We start from the raw sequence: 25,153 nt of genomic DNA on the forward strand, positions 1-25,153 counted from the left end.
CCCCGTACGCGTAGATATCATGATTGTCCTAGAGTAGGGCGGGACACGAGAAATCCTGTCTGAACATGGGGAGACCACTCTCCAAGCCTAAGTACTCGTGCATGACCGATAGCGAACAAGTACCGTGAGGGAAAGGTGAAAAGCACCCCGACAAGGGGAGTGAAATAGAACCTGAAACCGGATGCCTACAAACAGTCGGAGCCCGCAAGGGTGACGGCGTACCTTTTGTATAATGGGTCAACGACTTAGTGTAACAAGCAAGCTTAAGCCGGTAGGTGTAGGCGCAGCGAAAGCGAGTCTGAACAGGGCGATATAGTTTGTTGCATTAGACCCGAAACCGAGTGATCTAGCCATGAGCAGGTTGAAGGTTGGGTAACACCAACTGGAGGACCGAACCCGCATCTGTTGCAATAGATTGGGATGACTTGTGGCTAGGGGTGAAAGGCCAATCAAACTCGGAAATAGCTGGTTCTCCGCGAAATCTATTTAGGTAGAGCGTCGAGCGAATACCCCCGGGGGTAGAGCACTGGATGGGCTATGGGGACTCACCGTCTTACTGATCCTAACCAAACTCCGAATACCGGGGAGTACTACTCGGCAGACACACGGCGGGTGCTAACGTCCGTCGTGAAAAGGGCAACAACCCTAACCTCCAGCTAAGGTCCCCAAGTCATGGCTAAGTGGGAAAGGATGTGAGGATCCCAAAACAACCAGGATGTTGGCTTAGAAGCAGCCATCATTTAAAGAAAGCGTAACAGCTCACTGGTCTAAATAAGGGTCTTTGCGCCGAAAATGTAACGGGGCTGAAGCCATGCACCGAAGCTGAGGATGTGTAGCAATACACGTGGTAGCGGAGCGTTCCGTAAGCTGATGAAGGGAGACCCGTGAGGGCTCCTGGAGGTATCGGAAGTGCGAATGTTGACATGAGTAACGATAAAGAGGGTGAGAGACCCTCTCGCCGAAAGACCAAGGGTTCCTGCTTAAAGTTAATCTGAGCAGGGTTAGCCGGCCCCTAAGACGAGGCGGACACGCGTAGTCGATGGGAACCACGTTAATATTCGTGGGCCTGGTGGTAGTGACGGATTGCACAAGTTGTTCATTCTAATTGGATTGGATGGGCAGCGGAGCGGTTCCAGGAAATAGCTCCACCGTATAGACCGTACCCGAAACCGACACAGGTGGTCAGGTAGAGTATACCAAGGCGCTTGAGAGAACTATGTTGAAGGAACTCGGCAAATTGCACGCGTAACTTCGGAAGAAGCGTGACCCCATATGAGGCAACTCTTGTGGGGTGGCACAGACCAGGGGGTAGCGACTGTTTATCAAAAACACAGGGCTCTGCGAAGTCGCAAGACGACGTATAGGGTCTGACGCCTGCCCGGTGCTGGAAGGTTAAGAGGAGAGGTGCAAGCTTTGAATCGAAGCCCCAGTAAACGGCGGCCGTAACTATAACGGTCCTAAGGTAGCGAAATTCCTTGTCGGGTAAGTTCCGACCTGCACGAATGGCGTAACGACTTCCCCGCTGTCTCCAACATAGACTCAGTGAAATTGAATTCCCCGTGAAGATGCGGGGTTCCTGCGGTCAGACGGAAAGACCCCGTGCACCTTTACTATAGCTTTACACTGGCATTCGTGTCGGCATGTGTAGGATAGGTGGTAGGCTTTGAAGCGGGGACGCCAGTTTCCGTGGAGCCATCCTTGAAATACCACCCTTATCGTCATGGATGTCTAACCGCGGCCCGTCATCCGGGTCCGGGACAGTGTATGGTGGGTAGTTTGACTGGGGCGGTCGCCTCCGAAAGAGTAACGGAGGCGCGCGATGGTGGGCTCAGACCGGTCGGAAATCGGTCGTCGAGTGCAATGGCATAAGCCCGCCTGACTGCGAGACTGACAAGTCGAGCAGAGACGAAAGTCGGTCATAGTGATCCGGTGGTCCCGCGTGGAAGGGCCATCGCTCAACGGATAAAAGGTACGCCGGGGATAACAGGCTGATGACCCCCAAGAGTCCATATCGACGGGGTTGTTTGGCACCTCGATGTCGGCTCATCGCATCCTGGGGCTGGAGCAGGTCCCAAGGGTTTGGCTGTTCGCCAATTAAAGCGGTACGTGAGCTGGGTTCAGAACGTCGTGAGACAGTTCGGTCCCTATCTGCCGTGGGTGTAGGAATATTGACAGGATCTGTCCCTAGTACGAGAGGACCGGGATGGACATATCTCTGGTGGACCTGTTGTCCTGCCAAGGGCATAGCAGGGTAGCTATATATGGACGGGATAACCGCTGAAGGCATCTAAGCGGGAAACCCACCTGAAAACGAGTGTTCCCTATCAGAGCCGTGGAAGACGACCACGTTGATAGGCCGGGTGTGGAAGTGCGGCAACGCATGAAGCTTACCGGTACTAATAGCTCGATCGGCTTGATCGTTCTCATTGTTCATGCTCATCAGCCAGAGGCTGATGATGCCTGACCTTTGTCCTGACGCGCCAAGGGCGCTGCGGACGGCCCGCCAAACGATTGGCGACGGCCTCTGGCCTGTATGGGTGCCACAAGCACCCGCAGCCGGAAGAGATCCAAAAGACGTGTTCAAAAAAACAGGCCAACGCCTGCCAGCTTCTCAAATCAATAAGTTGCGCTTTGCCGACCTGGTGGTTATGGCGGGGTGGCTGCACCCGTTCCCTTTCCGAACACGGCCGTGAAACGCCCCTGCGCCCATGGTACTTCGTCTTAAGACGCGGGAGAGTAGGTCGCTGCCAGGTCTGCAAAACGCAACTCAGTTGATAAAAATCTTCTCTGAACAAACCCAAACGGCCAAGGCCGAAACAAAGGGCCGCTCACAAGCGGCCTTTCGTGTTATAATAGTTCCGCGGGGTGGAGCAGCCCGTTCGGCCTAAGATCGATCCACCGGATCGATCTCCAAACGGCCTCACCTCGTCAGGCTACGCCTGACATCGCTCCCGGGCATAACGTCCGGAATGAAATATCGCGGGGTGGAGCAGCCCGGTAGCTCGTCAGGCTCATAACCTGAAGGCCGCAGGTTCAAATCCTGCCCCCGCAACCAATCTTCCCAAAAAGCCCGCCTCGTGCGGGCTTTCTGTGTTTCCGGGAAACGTCAAAGCATGCGTTCAGCGAACGGCGCCGGAGTCCGATCTCTCACGTTCAGCTCGTTGCGGGCCAGGAATTCCGCGGGCCGGATCGTCTGCAATGCATTTGCTGCTTCTCTGAAATAGGGGAGCGTTTGCCAGAGCGTGCGGTCGCCGACGATGTAGAAACGACGCTTGGCGCGCGTCAGCGCCACGTTCAACAGGTTTGGCTTGGATGCGGCCCAGCCGGCCGCTCCGCGATGCTCGGCATCGGCGCCGAGGACCATGAAAACGATATCTTCTTCCTTGCCCTGGAAGGTGTGAACCGTGCCGACCCGTTCCTGAAGCCATTTCTGCAGTTTCGCTGGAGATCCGCGCGCATATCCGTCTTGGTCGATCCAGACCGCATGGAAAAGAGCCCGTCTCAAACTGGTCTTGATCGCCTTGAACGGGGAGATGAGGTAGATGTCCGGCAATGCACCGTCTCGGCGATAAGTCGAGGCGAGGAGGTCGACGATGAAGTCGGTCTGCTCGGCAACGGCCTGTTTGCCCGATACCTTGCCCTTGATGTCGATCCAGGCGCTGTCGCCATAAAAGGGCGATGCGTCGCCGGCCGGTCGGCGCTCGTGCAGCCCGAAGATCATCTTGTTCTGATAGGCGATCTGATTGGCAAGGCTGAACATCGGATCGATGCAGCGTCGATGCACCCTGAGTGGGCTGCCGATCCAGAGCCGATCTGCCTCTTCGCCCTGAAGCGTCGTTCCGTAGCGATTGGCGGCATCGGCCAGCATCTGCACCGACGCCCTGTTCGGCGAATATTGACCTGCCGCCGTGTGGGGTGAAAGAGCCGAGGCGCCTGAAATCAGCGCGCTCGGAAGCGTGAAAACCGGTTCGATCTGCAAAGGATCGCCGATCACCATGACGCGGCGCGCCCGCAACAAAGCCCCGACCGCCGCCTGCGGCACCGCTTGGCCGGCTTCATCGATGAAGACCCAGCCGATCGAGCCGGGCTTGAGCCCGCGGAACTGCTTGGCAAAGGACGCGAACGTCGTGGAGACGATCGGAACGATCATGAAAAGGCTCTGCCAGATCGATGCGATGTGTTTGTCATCGACGGGATTGTTGTTGGAAAGCAGCTTGGTGATGGCAACGATATTTCCGCCAAAACCTCCGCCCTTCCTGCCGACATCGGCCAACCAAGCTTCATGCAGCGTCAGCGCTGCTTCCAGCAATGCCGAACGCAGAGCCGCCAGTTCGTCCTGATGCCAGAGACCGTCGATCTGCACCTGATCCTTATCGAGATCGGTGAGACGCTCCGGTGCGGTGGGACGATCGAGAATTTCCCCCAGCCGCTCGAGTTCCTCCTTTTTCGCAGACCAGATTTTTCGTCGTGACCGCAGGGACCGTTCGGCCCGGTCATGCGCTCGCAAAGCCAGTTCCAGCGCGGGTCTTTCGGTTTTTGCAAGCCGATCTTCGCATTCGGCCAGCGCTTTACGCAGTTCCAGCTGGTTCCGCGCATTGCCGATGACGTCTTGCCGATGCTGCCGGGCGGGGTTGGTCGAGAGCACCCTCTTCCATCGTGCAGGAGCGCTGCGGTCGAGCAACTGTTGCTCCTCCTTCAGATAAGCCAAACCGTCGGCGATGCGGCGCATTTCGGTCGCCAGCATCTCGCATCGGTTCTGCGCATGCAAAACCTTGTCCGCGGCGGCGGCCACCCTCTCAAGCGCCTCGCGGCAGAATGCATCCTGCGAAACGGGTGCTATTTCATCGCGGAGATCGGCATAACGCGCATATTGGCCGATCTTTTCGCGAACCATCTCGTCGGCGGCATGAAAAGCCGATGCCGCTTCGGCAAAGCTTGGCCCCTCATAGCTCTTCAACCATTCCCAGATGGTCTGCGGCTTTGCGGCGCCCGACCAGCCGGGCTTCGGCCTTTCGGCGATTTCCATGAAGGCGAAACGTTCCTTGAAGGCTCGGCGGTTTCTGGAGTTGCCGAGCGCACAGGCGATCAACCCCCACGGGCGATCGCCGTCGGAGAGCTTGATGACTGCTCCATTGTCTTTCTGGCAGGCGATCTTGTGCGCGACCGTCTGCAGATATTGAAATGAAGATGTCCTTGCGATCGAGCTCTGCTTGGGAAGGTCGCGCGAAATATTCTCCACGGCGGCATTGTTGGAGGAGGCGACGACCATTTCGAACCCGGCAAGAGCCGGGATCAGCGCGGATATGGAGGCGGTGCTCCGATCCGCAAAACCGACACGGCGCAGCGTTCCGTCAAAGGCGTCGCGCGCCATCGTCAAGGAGGAGAGCACCCGGGCGCGCCGAACGATATTGTCGGCGAACATGTCCCGAAGCAGGGTCGTCTTTCCGGTGCCCGGCGGGCCGTTGACTGAGAACAATCCCGTTTCCGACAGGCCGCCGATCGCCGAATTGATCGCGAACTGTTGCATGAGGCTCATTGCAAGGTGAGGCTCGCTCAGCCAGCGTCCAGGGTTGAGATTGCCGGGATGCAGCGCCCGAATGATCGACCGGCGCCCTTCCTCCGAATAAAGGTCGACCCGATTTTCACCTGCCGGCGGGTTGAGGTACCGCCGGAGCGGCTCCGGGATATTGCCCTGCTTGACGCAGATCATCGCCCGTTCGATATCCTCGATGAAGAAGCTGTTCAGAATGCCAATGTCTTCATCAAGGCTTGCACTTTCGTCTTCCTCGTCGGCATTGGATGCATGGTCCTCCTGTTGAGGCGGCAACGAGATCAGCTCGGGTCTTTCCGCCCTGTCGCGGTAGCGGATTTCAACGGCGGCGATGGGCTTTTCCTGGCGCGAGGCAAAACCCGCCCAATCGCAGAGCAATTCGTGCAGCGCCAGGATTTCGACGGCATCGATCGGCTGATCGGCGGCAGCCTCGAAGGATGAAGATCCCAGCTGTCGCTGCGCCTGAAAGTTCTGAAGTAACTCCGACAGCTGCCGCTTGCCGTCTGCAAATGCCTCATGGCTGAGCGAGGAGAGACCGGTTTTCCGTACCCGTCCGAGGGCCCACGGAAGCGTCGAGACGGAAAATGTTTCGAACATCGGCTGTCCGAGCGGAGTAAGCTGCAGGCTGGCAAAGCAGGTATCGCCATCGAGATCGCCGCGTTCGGCATCCTCATACTCGGCAATGTCGACCGCAGCGCTGTCGAAGTGCCTGCGGATCTCGGCAATCTCGGATTTGCTGAAAACGCCGAGGAACAGGGTAAAGCCGGTGATCTGCTTCTCCTCGGGTATGACAGGACGGCTGAGTGCAGCGCTGTCCTGCAAGAGCGTCTCTGCATGTAGCCAGAAAACGGTCCGTCCTTCGCCGGAGACAAGGCGACTGGAGAGATCATAAGGTATGAAAAACTCGATTTTATGCCAGAAATCGAGAATGGCCAGAAGCCGTTCCCGTTCCGCCCTGTCCGCATCAATCTGCATGACGTCTCACTGAGGAGTGCAAAATAGGCTCACGCCTCTTTTAGCAGCGATTGCAGCTCAAAATCAAAGAGCATGGTGATGATGCGCCCGGTCGGGTGCATTTCAACAGCCGCGCAAGCGTGCCAGTGCAGACGCGGCCGCCTTTCTTCACCTTGCAGGCGCCCCCTGTTCCAGCCCACGAGGGTCTCCGGCACGATATCAGCCCTGCGATGCGCTACCTCGGCGACCAACCGGGGACGTTCGAGCGCAGCGCCGCCTTGCAGGGATCACGGCCCGGCATAAGCAGCCGGGAATGCGAGGCTTCTGCCAGGCATCACCGGGTTGAGCGCCACCTCGCGAGCGTTTCGCTTGTCTCGTAATCTTCAGGGGCAGATCGCAAAAATATTACAATTTGTACTGAAACATTACATTCACTGAATCATCTATAGTGGGGGCAAATATAACCTCGAAGTATAAGGATGGATAAAAATACAACCGATACGCAGTATCTTATTGTTTCTCGCTCCCTAAAACTAATCACTTTGGGCCATTTCCTTCCTTCTCAATCCGTATTAACATAATTAAGAAATGTCTAAAGAAGAAGGCGATGACACAATAGGACCGGCATTTCATACTATCTTATACCTGACATCGCTTCATGTTTGAGTAAAGTGTACCGCTAGGGGAGGCGTATATGTTCATGACAGGCTCAGGAATGGAGAATGCGGACCAGGCAAGAAAGTCTAGCCCATCCGCAGATACTATCCTTGTAGTAGCCAAGGCTGATCTGTTTTCAGAATGCATGGTGGAAGCGCTGGCAAAGAAATTTCCCAATTGCGATGTGCCAAGCATAACGAACGCAAATCCGATGCTGGAAAAGGATACCAGCGATATAAAGCTCGTTTTATTTTACCATATACCTGCGCCTGAGCTGCAAGACGCGCTGCAGGCGGTCAGAGAAAATCACCCCGAAACCTCGATCGGACTTGTCGTCGAGGCCATCGACATGATGGAACCTTATGTCAGCCGTTTGGTGGAGGCAAGGATCATCGACGGCGTCCTGCCGCTTAATCTTCGACTTGATGTCTTCATGGCCGCGGTGGATCTGCTGATGAAAGGCGGGGAGCATTTTCCCTCGGCGCTTCTCAACCGCCTCACCAATAAGGGGGCCCAGCTGGAGCCCACACTTTATCAGACCAAATCGGTTGATGCCGCCCGCAACAATGCGCTCAAGCTGAGACGCGACAGCATCTCCGCCTTGACGACCCGGGAGGTTCAGATCCTGGATCTCATCTGCAAGGGGACGCAGAACAAGATTATTGCCGACAAGCTGCATCTTTCCGAAAACACGGTGAAGGTTCACGTCCGCAACATCTATAAGAAGATGAACGTCCGAAACCGCACGGAAGCAGCGTCCCGCTTCTTCAACGACCATCCGGTCGGCGATGACGACATGTCCAGCCGGTGGCGCAACTGATCGATTGCGCCGCGCGCTTTTCATGCGCGCAACGAGCGTTGTCTCACTTTTGCGTTGAGCCTAGTTCTATCCTTAAATCGATTCCGATTTAAGGAATATGCAGCGGCGCTTTTGCTTCAGATCGAGGGACGCGCAAAGCAGCGCGACTTCTGCCCGAAGCCGCTTGGAGAGCAGATATAGCGCGCGGACCCGTGATAGGCGACGATGTGGGCTCGTGCCGCAGTCGGCCGAGCAGTTCGTTTTTCCGGGTAGGTATAGGCCTTCGACACGGACGGCGTCTCGACGACGACAACATTCTTTTTCGCGATGACCGCCATGTCGTCGTCAACCGCACAAGCCGTCGCTCCGATCGCAAGAAGCGTCGCTCCCCCGGCAAGCATCGCAAAATGAAATGGACGCCAGCCTTTCGGCTGGGCTGCGGCCCGATTTTTAAACATGACCAGATCCCTCGCATATGACGCTTCCGGATGCAAGACCGGTCGTGGAGTTCTGCGCGACCGACCTCTCCCCTCTTCTATCTCGTATTTATTGAGCAAAGCTTGAGCAGCGGCACGATTCCCGTTTTACGTGAGAAAACAAGTAAAATGATTAATCATTTGTTATTCTAAAGAACAACTATGTAATTATTTGGGATATTTTGCGCTTTTAAAGTTGACCACGGTAACAATCTCCCTATCATTTCAATAGTAAATGAGCTAACGGAAGAATAACCTCGAGGTTTATTCATGTATTTGTGCTTAGTTGCGTGAATAACCATCCGGGTAAGGGGGTGTGAAGCGTATCCATAAAACAAAAGACTAAACCGTGGGGAGGAGTTTGTAATGCGTAGTTTCGTTCCCGGCGAAGGCTCTGAAGTAAAGAACATGGCGGTGCTCAAGTATATGGGCACCGCTCTTGTAAATGGCGGAGCCGGCTTTCTTGGCTCGCATCTCTGTGAAAGGCTTCTGCTGGGCGGCCACAGCGTCATATGCCTTGACAATTTTTCGACCGGCCGCCGTGCGAATGTCGAGCATCTCGCGTCGAACCCCCGCTTTCGCATCATCGAGCACGATGTCCGTCAGCCCTTCGATATCGAAGCGTCGCTGATCTTCAACTTCGCCTCGCCGGCCTCTCCGCCCGACTACCAACGGGACCCGGTAGGTACCCTGCTCACCAACGTACTTGGCGCCGTCAACACATTGGACTGCGCGCGAAAGACGGGCGCGATCGTCGTTCAGTCGTCGACCTCGGAAGTCTATGGCGACCCGACCCAGAGCCCGCAGCGCGAATCCTATTGCGGCAATGTCAACTCCATCGGACCGCGCGCCTGTTACGACGAGGGAAAACGCAGCGCCGAAACCCTGTTCTTCGACTACCACAGGACCTACGGCGTCGATATCAAGGTCGGCCGCATCTTCAACACCTACGGCCCGCGCATGCGCCTGGATGACGGCCGGGTGGTCTCCAACTTCATCGTGCAGGCCCTGCGCAACGCCGACCTGACCATCTACGGCGACGGCCAGCAGACCCGCTCTTTCTGTTATGTCGATGATCTTGTCGAAGGTTTCCTGCGTTTCTCGGCCTCCGGCAGTGCATGCCACGGCCCGATCAATCTCGGCAACCCGGGCGAGTTCACCGTCCGACGCTTGGCGGAGATCATCCGGGACCTCACGAATTCGCGTTCCCGCATCGTTCACCTGCCTGCTGTCGTCGACGATCCCCGCCAGCGGCGGCCGGACATCTCCCGGGCGAAGACGGAGCTGGCATGGCAGCCTCATATCGAGCTCGAAGCCGGCTTGGCGCGCACGGTCGAATATTTCGACGGCCTGCTAGCCGGGACGAAGCAGGCGGAGGCTGTATGAGATGCCCCGCTATATTCTCGTCACCGGCGGCGCCGGTTTCATAGGAAGTCACATCTGCAAAGCGCTGTCGCGCGTCGGGATGATTCCGGTTACCTACGACAACCTCTCGACCGGACATGCCGACAGTGTCCGCTGGGGCCCGCTCGTCCGCGGTGAGCTCGGCGACGCAGCCGCGCTACGCCAGACGATGGCTGAATTTTCGCCGGATTGCGTCATCCATTGCGGCGCCAACGCCTATGTCGGCGAATCCGTCGACATGCCGAGGAAATATTACCGCAACAATGTCGTCGGCAGTCTCACGCTGCTCGAGGCCTGTCTCGACCAGGACATCGACAAGATCGTCTTTTCGAGCAGCTGCGCCACCTATGGCGTTCCCGCCTCGTTGCCGGTACGGGAGGAAAGCCTGCAGCAACCGGTCAATCCATATGGCCGCACCAAGCTGATCTTCGAGATGGCGCTCGAGGATTTTGCTGCCGCCTACGGCATCCGCTTCGCCGCCCTGCGTTATTTCAACGCGGCCGGCGCCGACCCGGAGGGCGAGCTTTCTGAGCGTCACGAGCCCGAGACACATCTCATTCCTCGCGCTCTCCTGGCTGCCGCCGGCAGGCTGGAGCGGCTCGATATCTTCGGCACCGACTATTCGACCGAGGACGGAACCTGTGTTCGCGACTATATCCATGTCAGCGATCTTGCGCAGGCGCATTTGGCCGCCGTCAACCACCTGATCGCAGACGGCGCCTCGCTCAGCGTCAATCTCGGTTCCGGCCGCGGCACGTCAGTGCGCGAGATCCTCGACGCGGTCTATCGCGCCAGCGGCCGCGAAGTCCCCGTCCGTTATCGCGCTCGCCGCCCCGGCGATCCGCCGATCCTCTTTGCCAATACGGCTCGGGCCAAAGCAGAGCTCGGCTTCGTGCCGGCTCTTTCGGATCTCGACACCATCATCCGCACGGCCGGACCCACCTTCGGGCTGGAGGTGACGGCATGAGCCTGGTTTCGGAGATCGATCACCGGATCAGGACGGCGAAAGCCGCCGCTGATGCATTCAACCCGGTTTTCACCGGTCGGAAGCGTGTCGCCTATGGTTTCGGCATCTTCTGCTGGCTGGCGGCACTCGGCTATTTCTGGATCTGGTGGTGTCAGTCCGCCCATATCATCTCCTGGTCAGCCTTCGTGCTCGTCACCGTCGTGCTTGCCTGGATCACGCTTGTGCCTGCCTATTTCATCCTGATCTTCCTCGATGCGAGAGCGATCAGTTCGCGCGCCCGGCTGCCGGAAGGACGCGTGGCGATGGTCGTCACCAAGGCGCCGTCCGAGCCCTTTGCCGTCGTCCGCGCCACGCTTCAGGCGATGCTCGATCAGACCGGTGTCGACTTCGATGTCTGGCTGGCCGACGAGGATCCTTCCGCGGAAACCAGACGCTGGTGCGCCGAGCACGGCGTGCTGATCTCGACGCGAAAGGGCGTGGCGGAGTATCACCGCACGACCTGGCCGCGCCGGACGCGTTGCAAGGAAGGCAATCTTGCCTATTTCTACGACCATTTCGGTTATGCGCGTTACGATTTCGTCGCCCAGTTCGATGCCGATCATGTGCCGACACCGACTTATCTCCGTGAAGTCCTGCGCCCCTTCGCCGATCCTGGCGTCGGCTATGTTTCCGCTCCCAGCATCTGTGATGCGAATGCCGCGGCGAGTTGGGTCGCGCGCGGCAGGCTCTACGCAGAGGCAAGTCTGCACGGCTCGCTGCAGACCGGTTACAACAATGGCTGGGCGCCCCTTTGCATCGGCTCCCACTATGCGGTCCGCACATCAGCCCTTCGCCAGATCGGGGGCCTTGGGCCCGAGCTTGCCGAAGATCATTCGACCACGCTGATGATGAACGCCGGCGGCTGGCGCGGCGTCCACGCGATCGATGCGATCGCTCATGGCGACGGCCCGGCGAATTTCGTCGATCTCGCCGTGCAGGAATTCCAGTGGTCGCGCAGCCTCGTCACCATCCTGCTGCAATATTCCCGCCGCTATGTCATCCATCTGCCCTGGCGGCTGAAATTCCAGTTCGTCTTTTCGCAGCTGTGGTATCCGCTCTTCTCCACCGTCATGGCAGTGACGTTCCTGCTGCCGGTGGCCGCCTTGCTGACGGGCCAGGTCTTCGTCAACGTGACCTATCCGGATTTTCTGCTGCATTTCGCGCCGATATCGATCGTGCTGGCGCTCTTTGCTTTCTTCTGGCGGGCCACGGGAACTTTCCGGCCGTGCGATGCGAAACTGTTTGGCTGGGAAGGGCTCGCCTTCATCTTTCTGCGCTGGCCATGGTCGCTGGCCGGCAGCCTGACCGCCATTCGCGACCATGTCTCCGGTTCTTTCGTCGACTTTCGCATCACCCCGAAGGGAAAGCAGCAGCAGCAGTCTTTGCCGCTGCGTGTCGTTGCGCCCTATCTTGCTCTCGCGGGGCTTTGCGCCGCAGCCATGGCGCTCGCCGGCGAGGCCGCCGCTCAGGGCTTCTATCTTTTCGCCGCGATGAACCTCGCGATCTATCTGTCGTTGACGGTGCTGATCGTCATTCGCCATGCGATCGAGAACGGCCTGCCGCTGCTGCCGCAATCGCGCGGCCTTTGGTTCGCGACGGCCATGGGTTTGGCGATCTGTGTCACCGGCGGCATGCAGGCGGGCAATCACGGTCTGCGCGGCCTCGAAGCCCTTTCTCATGGCCAGACGCTTGTCAGTTTCAGCCAATCGCAATTTGCCGTCGCCGGGGCCGGGCTCGGCAAGACCAGGACCGTGAAGTTTCGCCTCAGGTGGAATGGATTCGGAAGCACGGGACGGGACCAACAGGGTGTTTGAACCGGCCAACCGGCATGTGTCGAGAGGAGTATACAATGAGCATCGGATCGAGACTGTATGGCATAGCCCTGGCTCTCAGCCTGTGCCTGCCTGTGGTGGCGCAAGCTGCCGAGGCCGCTAAGAAGCCGCCGACACCGCTCAGCGCCTATGAACTCTATCGTATCTACGGTGACAAGACCTGGACCTGGGGCACCGGCGGCGGCCGTTTCTTCGATGAGGGCCGGCGGTTCGTGGCCTGGACCAACGACAAGGGCAAGCAGTCCTTCGCCGAAGGCAAATGGGTGGTCGACGATCTCGGCCAGCTCTGCATGCGCGCGACCTGGACGAATGCCGAGGGAGCAGCTCGTGCCAGCACCTGTTTCGGTCACCGCAAGATCGGCAACACGATCTACCAGCGCCGTCAGCCCGACGGCGATTGGTACGTCTTCCGCCATTCTTCGGTGCGCCAGGATGACGAATTCCGCAAGCTCGTCTCCACGGATACCGTCAGCGCCAAGGCGTATGACCTGAAGCAGCTCCTGCTGCATCAGGAAATAGCCCGAAAAGGAGGGTGAGCCATGAAGAAGCTGACGAAAAATCACCTCTCCACCGCCGCCATCGCGCTGCTGCTGTTGTGCGTCGCGGAACTGCCGGGCCGAAGTGAGGTGCAATATGCGGGCATTGCGTCGAACCCGGCGGCGAGCGCGCGGACGATCATCGACAAACGCCCGGTCGTTCATGCCGATGGCATCAAGTTCGGCGCCTACGACCCGCATGGGGATTTCGGCGCTCAGGCCAACGTTTCGACCGAAGCTCTGTTCTTGCCGTGGGAAGACGTTGACCTGGAGACGCTGCGCATCGCGGATGCCTATGCGCTGGCCAGGGGCCGCAACCTGCTGATAACGGTGGAGCCTTGGTCCTGGGATGTCGATTGGCGGCTGACCTCGGGCGAGCTTCGCGCAAAGGTTCTGCGCGGCGACTACGATGTCAACATGCGGGCGATCGCGCAAATGATATCCCAGCTGAAAAGCCCCGTGATCCTCCGCTGGGGACAGGAGATGGAAGACAAATCCGGGCGATTTTCGTGGGCCGGCTGGGACCCGCAAGACTATATCACCGCCTACAAAAGAATGATGGACATCCTCCGCGAGGAGGCGCCCGGCACCGAAATAATGTGGTCGCCGAAGGGCCTGCCGGGCCTGCAGGACTACTATCCCGGCGACGATTATGTCGATCTCGTCGGATTGTCGGTCTTCGGGCTGGAGCGCTATGATGAACTTGCTTACAACACGCACCGGACCTTTTCGGAGGCGCTGAAGCAGGGGTATGATCTCGTCGCCGGCTACGGAAAGCCCATCTGGGTCGCAGAGCTCGGCTACGAAGGCGGCGACGCCTATATGAGGCCCTGGATCGACACCGCGACTCTGAAGCAGGGCGCCTTCCCGAACCTTCGGGAAGTGGTCTATTTCAATGACCGGGACGTGAACGCCTGGCCGTTCAATCTCGGCCGGCCTGACTGGCGCGTGGTCGAGAGCTTGGCGGCCAACTGATGTTGCGAGGGAGAGGCCCGCCGGGGTTTGCGGCCCTCTCCTTTCATATCAGGCAGGCGATCATCCCTTGAGCGTTGCCTTACCCTCTTCGACGAGCCGGGTCGCCGCATCGGCGGGCGAGGTCCGTTCGAAGGCGAGTTCGTCGCAGATCGGGCGCAGCACGCGCTGGTCGAACTGCGTTGCACCCATCGGCACCGGCGGCGGATATTCGCCGACCTGATCCTTGAGCATATTGACGTATTTGACCGTTTCCTGCTCAGTCGGGTTCAGCTGCGGTAGAATGGCTTCACGCACGGCCGGCGACATCGGCACGCCGCGCTCGACGCCGAGAATCTTGCCGGCTTCGATGTCGTTGACGAAGAAGTCGATAAATTTCGCGGCCGCTTCGCCATTCCTTGTCGTGGCGCCGACACTCCAGATCAGCGCAGGGCGGTAATAGTGGCCCGACGGCCCGCCCTTCCTTTCCCGCGGCAGCATGGTGATGCCGATTTTGTTCTTGATGATCAGCTGATAGCCGATCATCTGGTTGGAATAGGCCATGCCGATCACCGATTTGCCGAGACCGAGGGCGTTGGTGTCGATGGTGTTCTGATCGAGCGTCTGGACGTCGGCAGCAACGGTGCCTCCTGCCTTGCGCAGCTTCTCCCAATAGTCGAACCACTCCGTGGCATCGTCGGCCGTGAAACCGAGACCGACCGTTTCCTTAGCAAAGAGGCTTTTGCCGCGCTGGCGCAGCCAGGCATCGAAGACATAGGCGTAGCGGGCCGCATAAGGGCCGCCTGCCTTGCCCGAGGACTTGCCGAGTTCCACCGCGAGCTTGGCATATTCATCCCACGTCAGGTCGGGTGTCGGCACCGGAATGCCTGCCTTTTCGAATTCCACCGTGTCGAAGAACATTGAGAAAGAGTTGAGGCCGAGGCCGACACCGTAGAGTTTCCCGTCGATGGTGGTCAGTTTCAGCACGTCGGCACCGAAGGACTGAACCTTCAACGTCGAGGGGACGAATTCGTCGAGCGGCATGCAGGCGCCGCGCTTGGAATAATCGGAGATGGTTCCGGGCTCGAGCTGAAAGACGTCAGCGATCGAGCGGCCGGCCATCTGCGTGGCGAGCTTCGTCCAGTAGCCGTCGCCCGAAAGCGATTCACCGATGATCGTCACCCCGGGCGTTTTCGACTGGTAGAGTTTGGCGACGTCGAGCGTCCGCTTGGCGCGGTCGTTCGACCCCCACCACATGGCTCGCAGCTGCGTGTCTTCGGCAAAGGCCGGGACGGCGCTTCCGGCGCCAAAGGCAAGGCCGGCGAATGCACCGGCTGAACCCATCAGAAATGAACGGCGATTGACCTGCATCGGTATCCTCCCTTGTCCCAATATGTCCGCTGCCATCCTCCATGGCGTCGTCCGGCATTTTCGTGAGACAGGTTACGCAAAAAAGAATTTATTGCAAGAAATAACTCTGGTATTGCAAATTTGCATTATTTGCATAAAGTTTGCCTATGAGCGATGAAAAAGTCAGACGGCTGCGACAGGCCGACATAGCCACATTGGCCGGCGTCTCCGTTTCGACCGTGTCGCGCGTGCTCGCCAACGAACCTGGGATCAGCGAAACCGTCCGGCGGCAGATATTGAAGGTGGCCGCCGAACACGGTTATCCGGTCAAACCTGCTGCCGAAGCCGTTGCCGGCGGGCTGGCGCTGATTGCCAGCGACGGCGTCACCGGCGGGCTCAGCGTCTTCTACGAAGCGATCGTCGACGGCTTGCGTACCGGAGCCGCCGAAGCGGGCATGCCCTTCGAAATTCGCATGGTCCGCGAGGATCGAATCACGCCGGATGCCCTGCGTGACTATATGCAGGCGGCGGGTGCCCAGGGTCTTTTTCTCGTCGGCATCGATCCCAACGACACTCTGCGTGATTGGCTGCGGGCCACCATGACGCCGACCGTGCTTGTCAATGGCACTGATCCCAGGATGCAGTTCGACGGTGTTTCGCCGGCTAATTTCTTTGGGGCCTACGAGGCGGCCAGCCGGCTGACGAGGGCTGGCCATCGCCGTATCCTGCATCTGAGCGGCTCTCACCGCCATACGATTCGGGAGCGCATTCGTGGCTTCGAGGCGGCGATCTCCGCCGTCCCCGGCGCCGAAGGACGATTCGTTTCGCTGGCGCTGCAGGGTAGCGCAAGCCGCGAGGCTCATGAACGCACCGCGGCAGTTCTTGCCGAGAATGCCGGCTTCACCGCGGCGTTCTGCATGAATGATTTCATTGCCGTCGGCGTATTGGAGGCGGTCACCGAAGCCGGCCTGCGAGTGCCGGATGATTTCGCGATTGTCGGCTTTGATGATCTGCCCTGCGCATTGATGACCAATCCGCGGCTTTCCACCATGCGGGTCGATCGGGCTGCCCTCGGGCGCGAGGCTGTGTCGATGATGCTCACCCGGTTCCGCAACCGAACAGCGGCTGCGCGCCACATCTGCCAGGCGGTCGTTCCCGTTCCGGGAGGGACCGTTGCCAATGCCGAGAACCCGTGAGGTGCCGATGACCTATGATCCCGCCAGCGCCAATCCGCTTGCCGGCAATCCGCTGGAAAGCCGCGCCGATATGAGCCGCGCTCTGCTCGCGCTCTTCGATCCGCTGCTTCCCTGTTTTTCCAAGGGCAATGCCCGCGTCAGGCTCAGTGGTCTCGCCGCCCATTTCGATCGGGCGGCCGCCGATCTCGAGGGTTTCGCCCGCCCGCTCTGGGGATTGGCCCCTTTTGGCGCCGGTGGTGGAGAATTCGCCCATTGGCATCGTTTTGCCGAAGGCCTCGCAAACGGCACCGACCCCGCCCATCCCGAATATTGGGGAACAGTCAACGGCCGGGATCAGCGGATGGTCGAGCTTGCTGCCCTCGGCTTTGCCCTGGCGCTGGTGCCGGAAAAGATCTGGGAGCCGCTTGATGCGCGCGCCCGTGGCAATGTCGTCGCCTATCTCAAACATGCCAGGCAGTTCGACTATGCCGACAACAACTGGAAATTTTTCCGCATCTTCGTTGATATCGCCCTCGATCGTCTCGGCGTTGATTTCGACCGCAGCCTGACGCGGCAATATCTGCAGGAGCTCGAAGGTTTCTATATCGGCGACGGCTGGTATCGCGACGGAAACGTGCGCCGCATCGACCACTACATTCCCTTCGCCATGCATTTTTACGGGCTGATCTATTCGAAGCTCGTCGATGACGATTATGCGAAACGCTATCGCGAGCGCGCCATCTTCTTCGCCCGAGATTTCCGCCACTGGTTTGCCGCCGACGGCGCGACGATCCCCTTCGGCCGCAGCCTGACCTATCGCTTTGCCTGCGCTGGCTTCTGGTCGGCGCTCGCCTTTGCCGATCTCGAGGCTTTGCCCTGGGGCGAGGTCAAGCATCTCTGCCTGCAGCATCTGCGCTGGTGGAGGGACAAGCCGATTGCCGATCGTGACGGCGTTCTGTCGATCGGTTTCGGCTACCCGAACCTGCTGATGTCGGAGAGCTACAACTCCGCCGGCTCGCCCTATTGGGCCTTGAAGGCCTTTCTGCCGCTCGCAATCGCTGGGGATCATCCCTTCTGGACCGCCAGCGAGAAGGCGCCGGAGCCGGCGCCCGAGGTCGTTCCCCAGCGTCATCCCGGCATGGTTCTGATGCGGGCAGGCGGCGATGTCGTGGCGCTGTCTTCTGGCCAGGAAAACCTGCAGATGCGTTTTGGCACTGAGAAATACGCGAAATTCGCATATTCGGCCCGGTACGGCTTCAGCGTCGAGTCCGATGAACGCGGCTTTGCGCTGGCCGCCTTCGATTCGATGCTGGCCTTCAGCGATGACGGCCTGCACTACCGCGTGCGTGAAACGAATGAGGAAGCCCGGCTCGCGGGTGATGTGCTTCATTCGAGATGGTCGCCCTTCCCCGATGCCGAAGTCGAAACCTGGCTCGTGCCCGCCGCCCCCTGGCATATCCGCCTCCACCGGATCAGGTCGGGCCGGCCGCTGCGGATTGCCGAAGGCGGCTTTGCCATCGGCCGCCGCGACTTCGAGCAGGATCGGCTGTCGGCCTCGGAGGGGGCAGCCTATGCGATCGGTGAAGCCGATTTCACCGGCATTCTCGATCTCGGCTCTTCGATCAAACGTGTCGGGCTCGCGCAGAAGGCCCAACCCAACACCAATGTGATCGTCGCCAAGACCATCGTGCCACAACTGCGCGGTCAGATTCCGGCCGGCGAGACCATCCTGGTGACGGCGGTGCTGGCGCTCGACGATCCCGCCGCCGTCTCGTCGGCCTGGACGCAGCCGCCGAAAGCGCCCGATATTGCGGCGCTGCAGGCGCTGGTGCGGGAAAAGGGCGTGACCGTCAGCGCCATCGAAGCACCGGGTCAGATGCCATGAGCCGACCGGCCATCGTCCTTGCCATGGAGCCGTCCCGCACGGAGCATGTCCTGCCCGATGAGATCCTGCGCCGGCTCGATGCGATCGGCCGCCTGCTTGATCCCGAGCCGCTGCAGCGGCTGGACGACGCGCGGGCGAGACGCCTGCTTTCCCGAGCGGAAATCCTGATCACCGGCTGGGGTGCGCCCTGTGTCGGGCCTGAGATCCCTGCTGTCGCGCCGCGGCTGCGCCTCGTCGTCCATGCGGCCGGTACGGTCAAGGGCATCATCGATGACGCCATCTTCGAAGCCGGCATCGCGGTCAGCCACGCGGCCGAGGCCAATGCCGTGCCGGTTGCCGAATTCACGCTCGCCGCGATCCTTTTTGCCGGCAAACGCGCCTTCCGCTTCCGCGAGCTTTACGTCGGCGACCGCAATCGCGATCGGACTTATCCGATGCAGCGCGAAGCGATCGGCAATTATGGCCGAACCCTCGGCATCGTCGGCGCCTCGCGCATCGGCAGGCGGGTGATCGAACTCCTGAAACCTTTCGACTACAGGCTGCTGCTGTTCGATCCCATGCTCGATGCCGCCGAAGCAGCCGGTCTCGGAGCTGAAAAGGTCGATCTCGACGAATTGATGCGGCAAGCCGATATTGTTTCCCTGCACGCGCCGTCGCTGCCGTCGACGCAGCATATGATCGATGCGCGAAGACTGTCGCTGATGAAGGACGGGGCAACGCTGATCAACACCGCGCGCGGAATCCTCATTGATGAGGCAGCCCTGCTTTCGGAGCTGAAGACCGGCCGCATCGACGCGGTGATCGACGTCACCGATCCGGAAATTCCGGAAGTGGGTTCGGCATTCTACGATCTGCCCAATGTCTTCCTGACGCCGCACATCGCCGGCGCCATCGGCCTGGAACGGGCGCGTCTCGGTGCGATGGCGGCGGACGAGGTCGAGCGTTTTACAACGGGCCGGCCGCTGCTCTACCAGATCAGCCGGCAGGATCTCGAAAATATCGCCTGACGCATCCCGTCAGGGACACGCGTCAGCGTGGTGATCTCAAGGAATTGGGCGAGCCGTCATTGGCAAGCTCGGGCATCAACTCGGCGATATCGACCACCTTGCCGGTGCGCGAGCTCGTCAGCGCCGCAATGCCGCAGAGCACGGACATGGCGCCCGCCCGTGTGCCGGCGCGCTGGCCGAGCCGATCTTCCATGCCGGGCTTGAAGATCATGTTGCGCATCCGATCGTCGCCGCCGTAATGGCCGCCGGTGAAATGCGGCACGACGATGCGCTCCACCGCCTCCTTCCCATTCGGGAAATTGCGAATGAGAAGGATCGTGTCTTCCTTCGGCACCTCCCAGGGCTGAGCCTCATACTGGCGAAGCTCGATACGTCCCTTGGTACCGTTGAAGGCGAGGTGATGGCCTTCGATCGGCTGGAAGGTGTTCAGCGAATAGGAGACATGGACGTTGTTGCGGTAGCGGATGGACACGACCATCGTGTCGGGAATGTCGATATCTTCGCGGAAGACGCAGCCGTCTCGGAAATAGCCGTCGATCTTCGAAGGATCCTCGTAAAGCTGATCGAGAAAGGGATCCTTTTCGATATCGAGATAATAGTCGCATTCCTGCGCGTGCGGACAGAGCTTGCAGCGGGGGCCGCGGAACGGGCCCCTGCGGCCGTAGTTCTGCAGGTCGGCAAACGAGGTGACGGCTTCCGGATCGCTGTCGAGATACCAGTTCAGCAGATCGAAATGGTGGGTGGCCTTGTGGACGAACAGGCTGCCGGAATTTTCCGTATAGGCATGCCAGCGGCGGAAATAATCAGCGCCGTGCTTGGTGTTGAGGTACCAGTGAAAATCAACCGAGGTCACGCGGCCGATCTCACCGGCGTTCAGGAGCTCTTTGATCTTCGCGGCTGTCGGCGCATAGCGATAGTTGAAGGAGACGTCGACCCGGCGGCCGGAGCGTTTTTCGGCGTCGAGAATCCGGCGAATTTTCTCGATCGAAGTGGTCATCGGCTTTTCGGTGATGACATCGATGCCGGATTCCAGCGCCCGCACGATGATATCGTCATGCGTATGGTCGGGCGTGCAGACGATGGCAAGATCCGGCTTCTGCTCGGCGAGCATGGATTCGATGTTGTCATAGAGCGGCGCATTGCTGCCGATCATGTTGCGGGCGCGCTCGCCGCGTAGCGCGTTCTTTTCGACGATGGCTGTGAGATCGACATGTTCGCGCCAGCCGGCAAGCAGGTCTTTGCCCCACATGGTGGTGCCACGGTTACCGGTGCCGATCAGGGCAAAACGGCGTTTCTCCATCGAATGACTCCTCTTTCATACGTGATGAAACAATGGGATTTCAGAGCAATTCCAGCAAAAGTGTGCAGCGGTTTTTGCGTCCGGAATTGCGTAAAAACAAAGAGATAAAGCATTTTCGTGTTTCGAAGAAAAACGGAAATGCTCAAGAATCACATCTGGCAGCAGCTCCGGAACCGCTCGACGCAGGTGGCGATCACCTCGTCGGCCGGACGCTTCCACCAGTTTTCGGCCGAGAAGATCTCCACTTCCTGTGCGCCGAAGAAACCGGCGGCTTCGATCATCCGTCTTATGCCCTTCAGGTCGATGACGCCATCGCCCATCATGCCGCGGTCAAGCAGCATGTCCTTCGTCGGCGCCAGCCAGTCGCAGATGTGATGGGCGAAGATACGGTTCATGCGTCCGGCGCGAGCAATCTGGTTGGCAAGATCGGGATCCCACCAGACATGGTAGACGTCAATCGCCACGCCGACATCCTCGCCGAGCGGCTCGCACATGTCGAGCGCCTGGCCGAGCGTGTTCACGCAGGCCCGGTCGGCGGCATACATCGGGTGCAGCGGCTCGATTGCAAGTTTCACGCCGGCAGCCTGCGCATGCGGCAGCACGGCGGCAATGCCGTCGAGTACCATCTGACGAGCCGCGACGATATCTTTCGATGCACCCGGCAAACCACCGACGACGAGCACGAGGCAATCGGCGGAAAAGGCGGCCGCCTCGTCGATGGCCCGTCTGTTGTCGTCGAGATTCTTCTGCCAGTCGGCCTCGTTTGCCGCCGGAAAGAAGCCGCCGCGGCAAAGGCCGGTCAGCTTGATACCGTTCGATTTAACGATCCGCACCGCCTCGTCGAGGCCGACCTTGGCGACCTGGTCGCGCCAGGGCGCGATCGAGGTGATGCCGTGTTTCAGGCAGGTATCGACGGCTTCGGCAAAGCCGCATTGCTCACGGATCGTCGCCAGATTGATCGAAAGTCCTTCGACCTGCATGTCATTCTCCTTCCGTCAGGTATAGCGGCGTCAGTTGACGCCGTGGACCGCGAGCACCTGGCGCATGCGGCTTGCGGCGAGTTCGGGATCAGCAAGAACCCGCGCCTTGTCGGCCAGTCGGAAGAGTTCGGCCAGATGCGCCAGCGAGCGGGTGCTCTGCTGGCCGCCGACCATGACGAAATGATCTTGCAGACCGTTGAGATAGGCGAGGAAGACGACGCCGGTCTTGTAGAAGCGGGTCGGCGTCTTGAAGATGTGGCGCGATAGCGGAACGGTCGGCTCGAAAAGGTCGAAGAATTCGTGGTTGCTCTTGCGGCCGAGCGCGTCGAGCGCAGCCGAAGCTGCCGGGGCGATGGCGTCGAAAATGCCGAGCAGCGCGTCGGAATGGCCCTCTTCGTCGCCGGCGATCAATTCCGCATAGTTGAAATCGTCGCCGGTATACATGCGCACGGATCTCGGCAGTTGCCGGCGCATGGTCACTTCCTTCTCCTTGGAAAGCAGCGAGATCTTGATGCCGTCGACCTTTGCAGCATTGGCTTCGATCACCTGCAGACACGTTTCCATTGCCTTCAGGTGATCGCCATTGCCCCAGTATCCCTCGAGCGCCGGGTCGAACATTTCTCCCAGCCAGTGGATGATGACGGGTTCCTTGACCTGGCGAAGGATGCGGTCATAGACCCTGATATAGTCGTCCGGCCCCTTGGCCGCGACGGCAAGCGCCCGACTTGCCATCAGGATGATGCGGCCGCCGGCCGCCTCCACCGTTTCGATCTGCTCTTCATAGGCCCTGATGATCGTGTCGATGGTCACGTCCGGACCGGGTGACAGATGATCGGTGCCGGCGCCGCAGGCGATCAGCGCGTCCTTGCGGCCGGCCGCCTCGGCAAGCGCCCGGCGGATGAGGTCGCGGGCTTCCGGCCAGCCGAGGCCCATGCCGCGCTGTGCCGTATCCATCGCTTCGGCGACGCCGAGGCCGAGATCCCAGAGCCGGTGCCGGAAGGCGAGCGTCCGCTCCCAATCAATCGCCGGCGTCAGCCAGGGATCGTTGTCGGCAAGCGGGTCGGCGACCACATGGGCAGCGGCAAAGGCGATGCGCGGAAAGCTCTTGGCATCGCGTTTTTTGAGTTCGATCGGCGTGCCGGCGAGCGCGTAGGGAACGATCTTGCCGTCGAGGGGAAGGTTGATCGTGCTCACGGCTCAGAACTCCAGTGCGGGGACGTCGAGCCAGCGGCGCTCGGCCCAGGATTTCAGCCCGAGTTCGGCGAGCTGCACGCCCTTGGCGCCGGCTTCCAGCCCGTAGGGCCACGGCGCGTCTTCGACCACGTGGCGGATGAACATTTCCCACTGCGCCTTGAAACCATTGTCGAAGGCCTGGGTATCCGGAACCTCATCCCAGGTCTTGTAGAAGTCGATCGTCTGCGGCTGGTCGGGATTCCAGACCGGCTTCGGCGTGTTGACACGGTGCTGGCTCCAGCATTTCGTCAGGCCGGCGACGGCCGAGCCATGCGTGCCGTCGACCTGGAAGGTGACGAGGTCGTCGCGGCGCACGCGAACGGCCCAGGAGGAGTTGATCTGGGCGATCGCCCCGCCGTCGAGCTCGAAGGTCGCATAGGCCGCATCGTCGGTGTCGCAATCATACGGCTTGCCCTGCTCGTCGATGCGCCGCGGAATATGCGTGGCGCCGAGGCAGGAGACGGCCTTGACCTCGCCGAACAGGTTGTCCAGCACGTAGCGCCAGTGGCAGAGCATATCGAGGATGATGCCGCCGCCGTCGGCCTTGCGGTAGTTCCAGGAAGGGCGCTGGGCGGGCACGCCCCAATCGCCTTCGAAGACCCAGTAGCCGAATTCGCCGCGCACCGAGAGGATCTTGCCGAAGAAGCCGGAATCCTTCAGCAGCGCCAGCTTTCGCAGGCCGGGCAGGAAGAGCTTGTCCTGCACGACGCCGTGCTTGAGGCCGGAGCGCCGTGCCTTGCGGGCGAGATCGATCGCAACCTGCAGATCGTCGGAAATCGGCTTTTCGCAATAGACGTGCTTGCCGGCGTCGAGCGCCTTGGACAGAAGCTCGGCGCGCATCAGCGTCGTGCCGGCATCGAAGAAGATCGTGTCGTCGGAATTGGCCAGCGCAGCATCGAGATCGGTCGACCAGCGCTTGATGGTGTGCTTTTTCGCCAGCTCTTCCATCTTGGCGCCGTTGCGGCCGACGATGATCGGGTCGATCTCGAGTTTCTCGCCCGATTTCAGCGTGATGCCGCCCTGGTCGCGGAAGGCCAGGATAGAGCGCACCAGGTGCTGGTTGTAACCCATGCGGCCGGTGACGCCGTGCAAGATGATCCCCAAGCGTGCCATATTTTCCTCCCTGCAATCTTTTGCGGTGGGAGCGGGCGTCCTCGCCCGGCCCTCCCAAGCCGGTAACTAAACGGTTACTTGATGGCAGAAGAGCGGCGAGCCTGTCAATAGCCAAATCCTGCTTTCAGTGTTCAGCGCTTGATCGAGGCGAGGGTGACGTGGACGATATGCCTTTCCCAGGCACTGAGATTGGCCGGCTCGATCAGGTCGCGGCCGAAGATCGTCGAAAGCGTGTACTGGTTGGAAAGATAGAAATAGCCGAGCGAGGCGATCGTCAGATAGACGTGCAGGGGATCGGCGGTCTCGATGAAGACACCCTGTTTCTTGCCCTGCTCGAGCACCTGCGACAGCTCGCCGATCAGATGCGAATGCAGTTCCTTGAGCCGGACGGACTGGCGCAGCCACCGGGCGCGATGCAGGTTTTCGGTGCCGAGCAGGCTCAGGAATTCGGGATGCTCGAGGAAATAACGCCAGGTGAAGAGCGCCAGTTCGCCGATGCCTTCCTCGGGGCTGCGGTCGCCGATATGCAGCGCGCGTTCGGCCGTGCGGATGCCGACATAGGCCTCTTCGAGCACCTTGAGGTAGAGCTGCTCCTTGTCGCCGAAATAGTGGTAGAGCATGCGCTTGTTGGTGCCGGCCCGTTCGGCGATGGCGTCGACGCGGGCGCCGCCCATGCCGTTTTCGGCGAATTCCCGGGTTGCCGCATCGAGGATTGCCGCGCGTGTCCGCTCCGGATCGCGTTGGGCCGTCCGTTCCATCGACGGTCGCCGGGCTTGCTTCTTTCCGTTATTTCCCCCGCTATCGTTCATCGCTCCACCCCTGTCGTCACATGTTGCGCTCATAAGCCTTCGGTGCGAAATTGTAAAAACCGAATTTGGAAAGGCCCCTGCTGAAACAGGATGATGAGGCCTGTTAGCCCCCAAAATCATCCTGCTCCCACTTAA

The 25,153-nt window shown here is 59.9% G+C and carries 18 protein-coding genes, 1 tRNA gene and 2 rRNA genes (1 of these 21 only partly in view); 12 read left to right on the forward strand and 9 right to left on the reverse strand.

Translation table 11 applies throughout. From position 1 onward, the window contains the following. The 3 genes from NL154_RS21355 to NL154_RS21365 all read left to right on the forward strand — a co-directional run. A 23S ribosomal RNA gene (locus NL154_RS21355) occupies window positions 1–2,421 on the forward strand (it extends 458 nt beyond the left edge of the window). A 217-nt stretch (window positions 2,422–2,638) separates the two neighbouring features. Continuing rightward, window positions 2,639–2,753 (forward strand): 5S ribosomal RNA (gene rrf, locus NL154_RS21360). 225 nt (window positions 2,754–2,978) lie between these two features. Then, a tRNA-Met gene (locus tag NL154_RS21365) sits at window positions 2,979–3,055 on the forward strand. 51 nt (window positions 3,056–3,106) lie between these two features. Here NL154_RS21365 and NL154_RS21370 read toward each other — a convergent pair. Together NL154_RS21370 and NL154_RS21375 are read right to left on the reverse strand one after the other, a co-directional pair. Beyond that, window positions 3,107–6,526, reverse strand: coding sequence for a DEAD/DEAH box helicase (locus tag NL154_RS21370; protein WP_434733314.1), 3,420 nt, complete (start codon window positions 6,524–6,526; stop codon window positions 3,107–3,109). A 29-nt stretch (window positions 6,527–6,555) separates the two neighbouring features. Continuing rightward, complete coding sequence (locus tag NL154_RS21375; protein WP_221147644.1) at window positions 6,556–6,705, reverse strand: hypothetical protein; 150 nt, start codon at window positions 6,703–6,705, stop codon at window positions 6,556–6,558. A 494-nt stretch (window positions 6,706–7,199) separates the two neighbouring features. Here NL154_RS21375 and NL154_RS21380 point away from each other — a divergent pair, with 494 nt between their 5' ends. Further along, window positions 7,200–7,982, forward strand: a complete 783-nt coding sequence (locus NL154_RS21380) for a helix-turn-helix transcriptional regulator (RefSeq protein ID WP_434733315.1) — start codon at window positions 7,200–7,202, stop codon at window positions 7,980–7,982. A 116-nt stretch (window positions 7,983–8,098) separates the two neighbouring features. Here the strand turns inward: NL154_RS21380 and NL154_RS21385 are convergent, their stop codons facing one another. After that, a complete protein-coding gene (locus NL154_RS21385; RefSeq protein ID WP_210629698.1) occupies window positions 8,099–8,419 on the reverse strand; it encodes a hypothetical protein in 321 nt (106 codons plus the stop codon). 384 nt (window positions 8,420–8,803) lie between these two features. Here NL154_RS21385 and NL154_RS21390 point away from each other — a divergent pair, with 384 nt between their 5' ends. Genes NL154_RS21390 through NL154_RS21410 form a run of 5 tightly spaced genes read left to right on the forward strand, consistent with a single transcriptional unit; the run spans window position 8,804 to window position 14,190 of the window. Further along, window positions 8,804–9,823 carry a UDP-glucuronic acid decarboxylase family protein gene (locus tag NL154_RS21390; protein WP_210629697.1) on the forward strand — a complete coding sequence of 340 codons (1,020 nt, stop codon included), beginning with the start codon at window positions 8,804–8,806 and terminating at the stop codon, window positions 9,821–9,823. A gap of 1 nt (window position 9,824) precedes the next feature. Continuing rightward, a complete protein-coding gene (gene galE / locus NL154_RS21395; RefSeq protein ID WP_210629696.1) occupies window positions 9,825–10,808 on the forward strand; it encodes a UDP-glucose 4-epimerase GalE in 984 nt (327 codons plus the stop codon). Further along, entirely contained in the window at window positions 10,805–12,661 is a 1,857-nt protein-coding gene (locus NL154_RS21400; RefSeq protein WP_434733316.1) for a glycosyltransferase family 2 protein, read from the forward strand. The genes galE and NL154_RS21400 overlap by 4 nt, the downstream gene beginning before the upstream one ends. 35 nt (window positions 12,662–12,696) lie before the next feature. After that, entirely contained in the window at window positions 12,697–13,215 is a 519-nt protein-coding gene (locus tag NL154_RS21405) for a DUF995 domain-containing protein (protein ID WP_221147645.1), read from the forward strand. Between the two features lie 3 nt (window positions 13,216–13,218). Continuing rightward, the gene (locus tag NL154_RS21410) at window positions 13,219–14,190 is read left to right on the forward strand and encodes a glycoside hydrolase family 26 protein (RefSeq protein ID WP_210629693.1); all 972 of its coding nucleotides are present in this window, start codon (window positions 13,219–13,221) and stop codon (window positions 14,188–14,190) included. 60 nt (window positions 14,191–14,250) lie between these two features. Here NL154_RS21410 and NL154_RS21415 read toward each other — a convergent pair whose 3' ends face one another. Further along, window positions 14,251–15,537, reverse strand: a complete 1,287-nt coding sequence (locus NL154_RS21415; RefSeq protein ID WP_210629692.1) for an ABC transporter substrate-binding protein — start codon at window positions 15,535–15,537, stop codon at window positions 14,251–14,253. A 146-nt stretch (window positions 15,538–15,683) separates the two neighbouring features. Here NL154_RS21415 and NL154_RS21420 point away from each other — a divergent pair, with 146 nt between their 5' ends. From NL154_RS21420 to NL154_RS21430, 3 genes are read left to right on the forward strand one after another with little or no spacing between them, the layout of a single operon-like run. Further along, on the forward strand, window positions 15,684–16,712 hold the full coding sequence (locus NL154_RS21420) for a LacI family DNA-binding transcriptional regulator (protein ID WP_210629691.1): 1,029 nt from the start codon (window positions 15,684–15,686) through the stop codon (window positions 16,710–16,712). A 7-nt stretch (window positions 16,713–16,719) separates the two neighbouring features. Then, window positions 16,720–18,576: a DUF2264 domain-containing protein gene (locus tag NL154_RS21425; RefSeq protein ID WP_434734122.1), complete on the forward strand. Its 1,857-nt coding sequence runs from the start codon at window positions 16,720–16,722 to the stop codon at window positions 18,574–18,576. Beyond that, on the forward strand, window positions 18,573–19,583 hold the full coding sequence (locus NL154_RS21430; RefSeq protein ID WP_210629690.1) for a hydroxyacid dehydrogenase: 1,011 nt from the start codon (window positions 18,573–18,575) through the stop codon (window positions 19,581–19,583). Before NL154_RS21425 ends, NL154_RS21430 begins: the two co-directional genes overlap by 4 nt. A gap of 22 nt (window positions 19,584–19,605) precedes the next feature. Here NL154_RS21430 and NL154_RS21435 read toward each other — a convergent pair whose 3' ends face one another. The 5 genes from NL154_RS21435 to NL154_RS21455 all read right to left on the reverse strand — a co-directional run bounded on the left by NL154_RS21435 (window position 19,606) and on the right by NL154_RS21455 (window position 25,018). Then, window positions 19,606–20,883: a Gfo/Idh/MocA family protein gene (locus NL154_RS21435; protein WP_221156181.1), complete on the reverse strand. Its 1,278-nt coding sequence runs from the start codon at window positions 20,881–20,883 to the stop codon at window positions 19,606–19,608. Window positions 20,884–21,032: 149 nt separating this feature from the next. Then, window positions 21,033–21,863, reverse strand: a complete 831-nt coding sequence (locus tag NL154_RS21440) for a sugar phosphate isomerase/epimerase family protein (protein ID WP_221147648.1) — start codon at window positions 21,861–21,863, stop codon at window positions 21,033–21,035. A 30-nt stretch (window positions 21,864–21,893) separates the two neighbouring features. Next, on the reverse strand, window positions 21,894–23,057 hold the full coding sequence (locus NL154_RS21445; RefSeq protein WP_434733317.1) for a dihydrodipicolinate synthase family protein: 1,164 nt from the start codon (window positions 23,055–23,057) through the stop codon (window positions 21,894–21,896). A 3-nt stretch (window positions 23,058–23,060) separates the two neighbouring features. Beyond that, entirely contained in the window at window positions 23,061–24,209 is a 1,149-nt protein-coding gene (locus tag NL154_RS21450) for a Gfo/Idh/MocA family protein (RefSeq protein WP_434733318.1), read from the reverse strand. A gap of 131 nt (window positions 24,210–24,340) precedes the next feature. Continuing rightward, window positions 24,341–25,018, reverse strand: a complete 678-nt coding sequence (locus NL154_RS21455) for a TetR/AcrR family transcriptional regulator (protein ID WP_210629685.1) — start codon at window positions 25,016–25,018, stop codon at window positions 24,341–24,343. Between the last annotated feature and the right edge of the window lie 135 nt (window positions 25,019–25,153).

This window comes from Rhizobium sp. YTUHZ044, from assembly GCF_051123975.1.
In the GTDB taxonomy this organism is placed as follows: Bacteria; Pseudomonadota; Alphaproteobacteria; order Rhizobiales; family Rhizobiaceae; genus Rhizobium.

Coding starts and splice junctions, on each gene's coding strand:
- NL154_RS21370 (WP_434733314.1), bottom strand. CDS start 6,526: ATGCAGATTGATGCGGACAGGGCGGAACGGGAACGGCTTCTGGCCATT.
- NL154_RS21380 (WP_434733315.1), top strand. CDS start 7,200: ATGTTCATGACAGGCTCAGGAATGGAGAATGCGGACCAGGCAAGAAAG.
- NL154_RS21385 (WP_210629698.1), bottom strand. CDS start 8,419: ATGTTTAAAAATCGGGCCGCAGCCCAGCCGAAAGGCTGGCGTCCATTT.
- NL154_RS21390 (WP_210629697.1), top strand. CDS start 8,804: ATGCGTAGTTTCGTTCCCGGCGAAGGCTCTGAAGTAAAGAACATGGCG.
- galE (WP_210629696.1), top strand. CDS start 9,825: ATGCCCCGCTATATTCTCGTCACCGGCGGCGCCGGTTTCATAGGAAGT.
- NL154_RS21400 (WP_434733316.1), top strand. CDS start 10,805: ATGAGCCTGGTTTCGGAGATCGATCACCGGATCAGGACGGCGAAAGCC.
- NL154_RS21405 (WP_221147645.1), top strand. CDS start 12,697: ATGAGCATCGGATCGAGACTGTATGGCATAGCCCTGGCTCTCAGCCTG.
- NL154_RS21410 (WP_210629693.1), top strand. CDS start 13,219: ATGAAGAAGCTGACGAAAAATCACCTCTCCACCGCCGCCATCGCGCTG.
- NL154_RS21415 (WP_210629692.1), bottom strand. CDS start 15,537: ATGCAGGTCAATCGCCGTTCATTTCTGATGGGTTCAGCCGGTGCATTC.
- NL154_RS21420 (WP_210629691.1), top strand. CDS start 15,684: ATGAGCGATGAAAAAGTCAGACGGCTGCGACAGGCCGACATAGCCACA.
- NL154_RS21425 (WP_434734122.1), top strand. CDS start 16,720: ATGACCTATGATCCCGCCAGCGCCAATCCGCTTGCCGGCAATCCGCTG.
- NL154_RS21430 (WP_210629690.1), top strand. CDS start 18,573: ATGAGCCGACCGGCCATCGTCCTTGCCATGGAGCCGTCCCGCACGGAG.
- NL154_RS21435 (WP_221156181.1), bottom strand. CDS start 20,883: ATGGAGAAACGCCGTTTTGCCCTGATCGGCACCGGTAACCGTGGCACC.
- NL154_RS21440 (WP_221147648.1), bottom strand. CDS start 21,863: ATGCAGGTCGAAGGACTTTCGATCAATCTGGCGACGATCCGTGAGCAA.
- NL154_RS21450 (WP_434733318.1), bottom strand. CDS start 24,209: ATGGCACGCTTGGGGATCATCTTGCACGGCGTCACCGGCCGCATGGGT.
- NL154_RS21455 (WP_210629685.1), bottom strand. CDS start 25,018: ATGAACGATAGCGGGGGAAATAACGGAAAGAAGCAAGCCCGGCGACCG.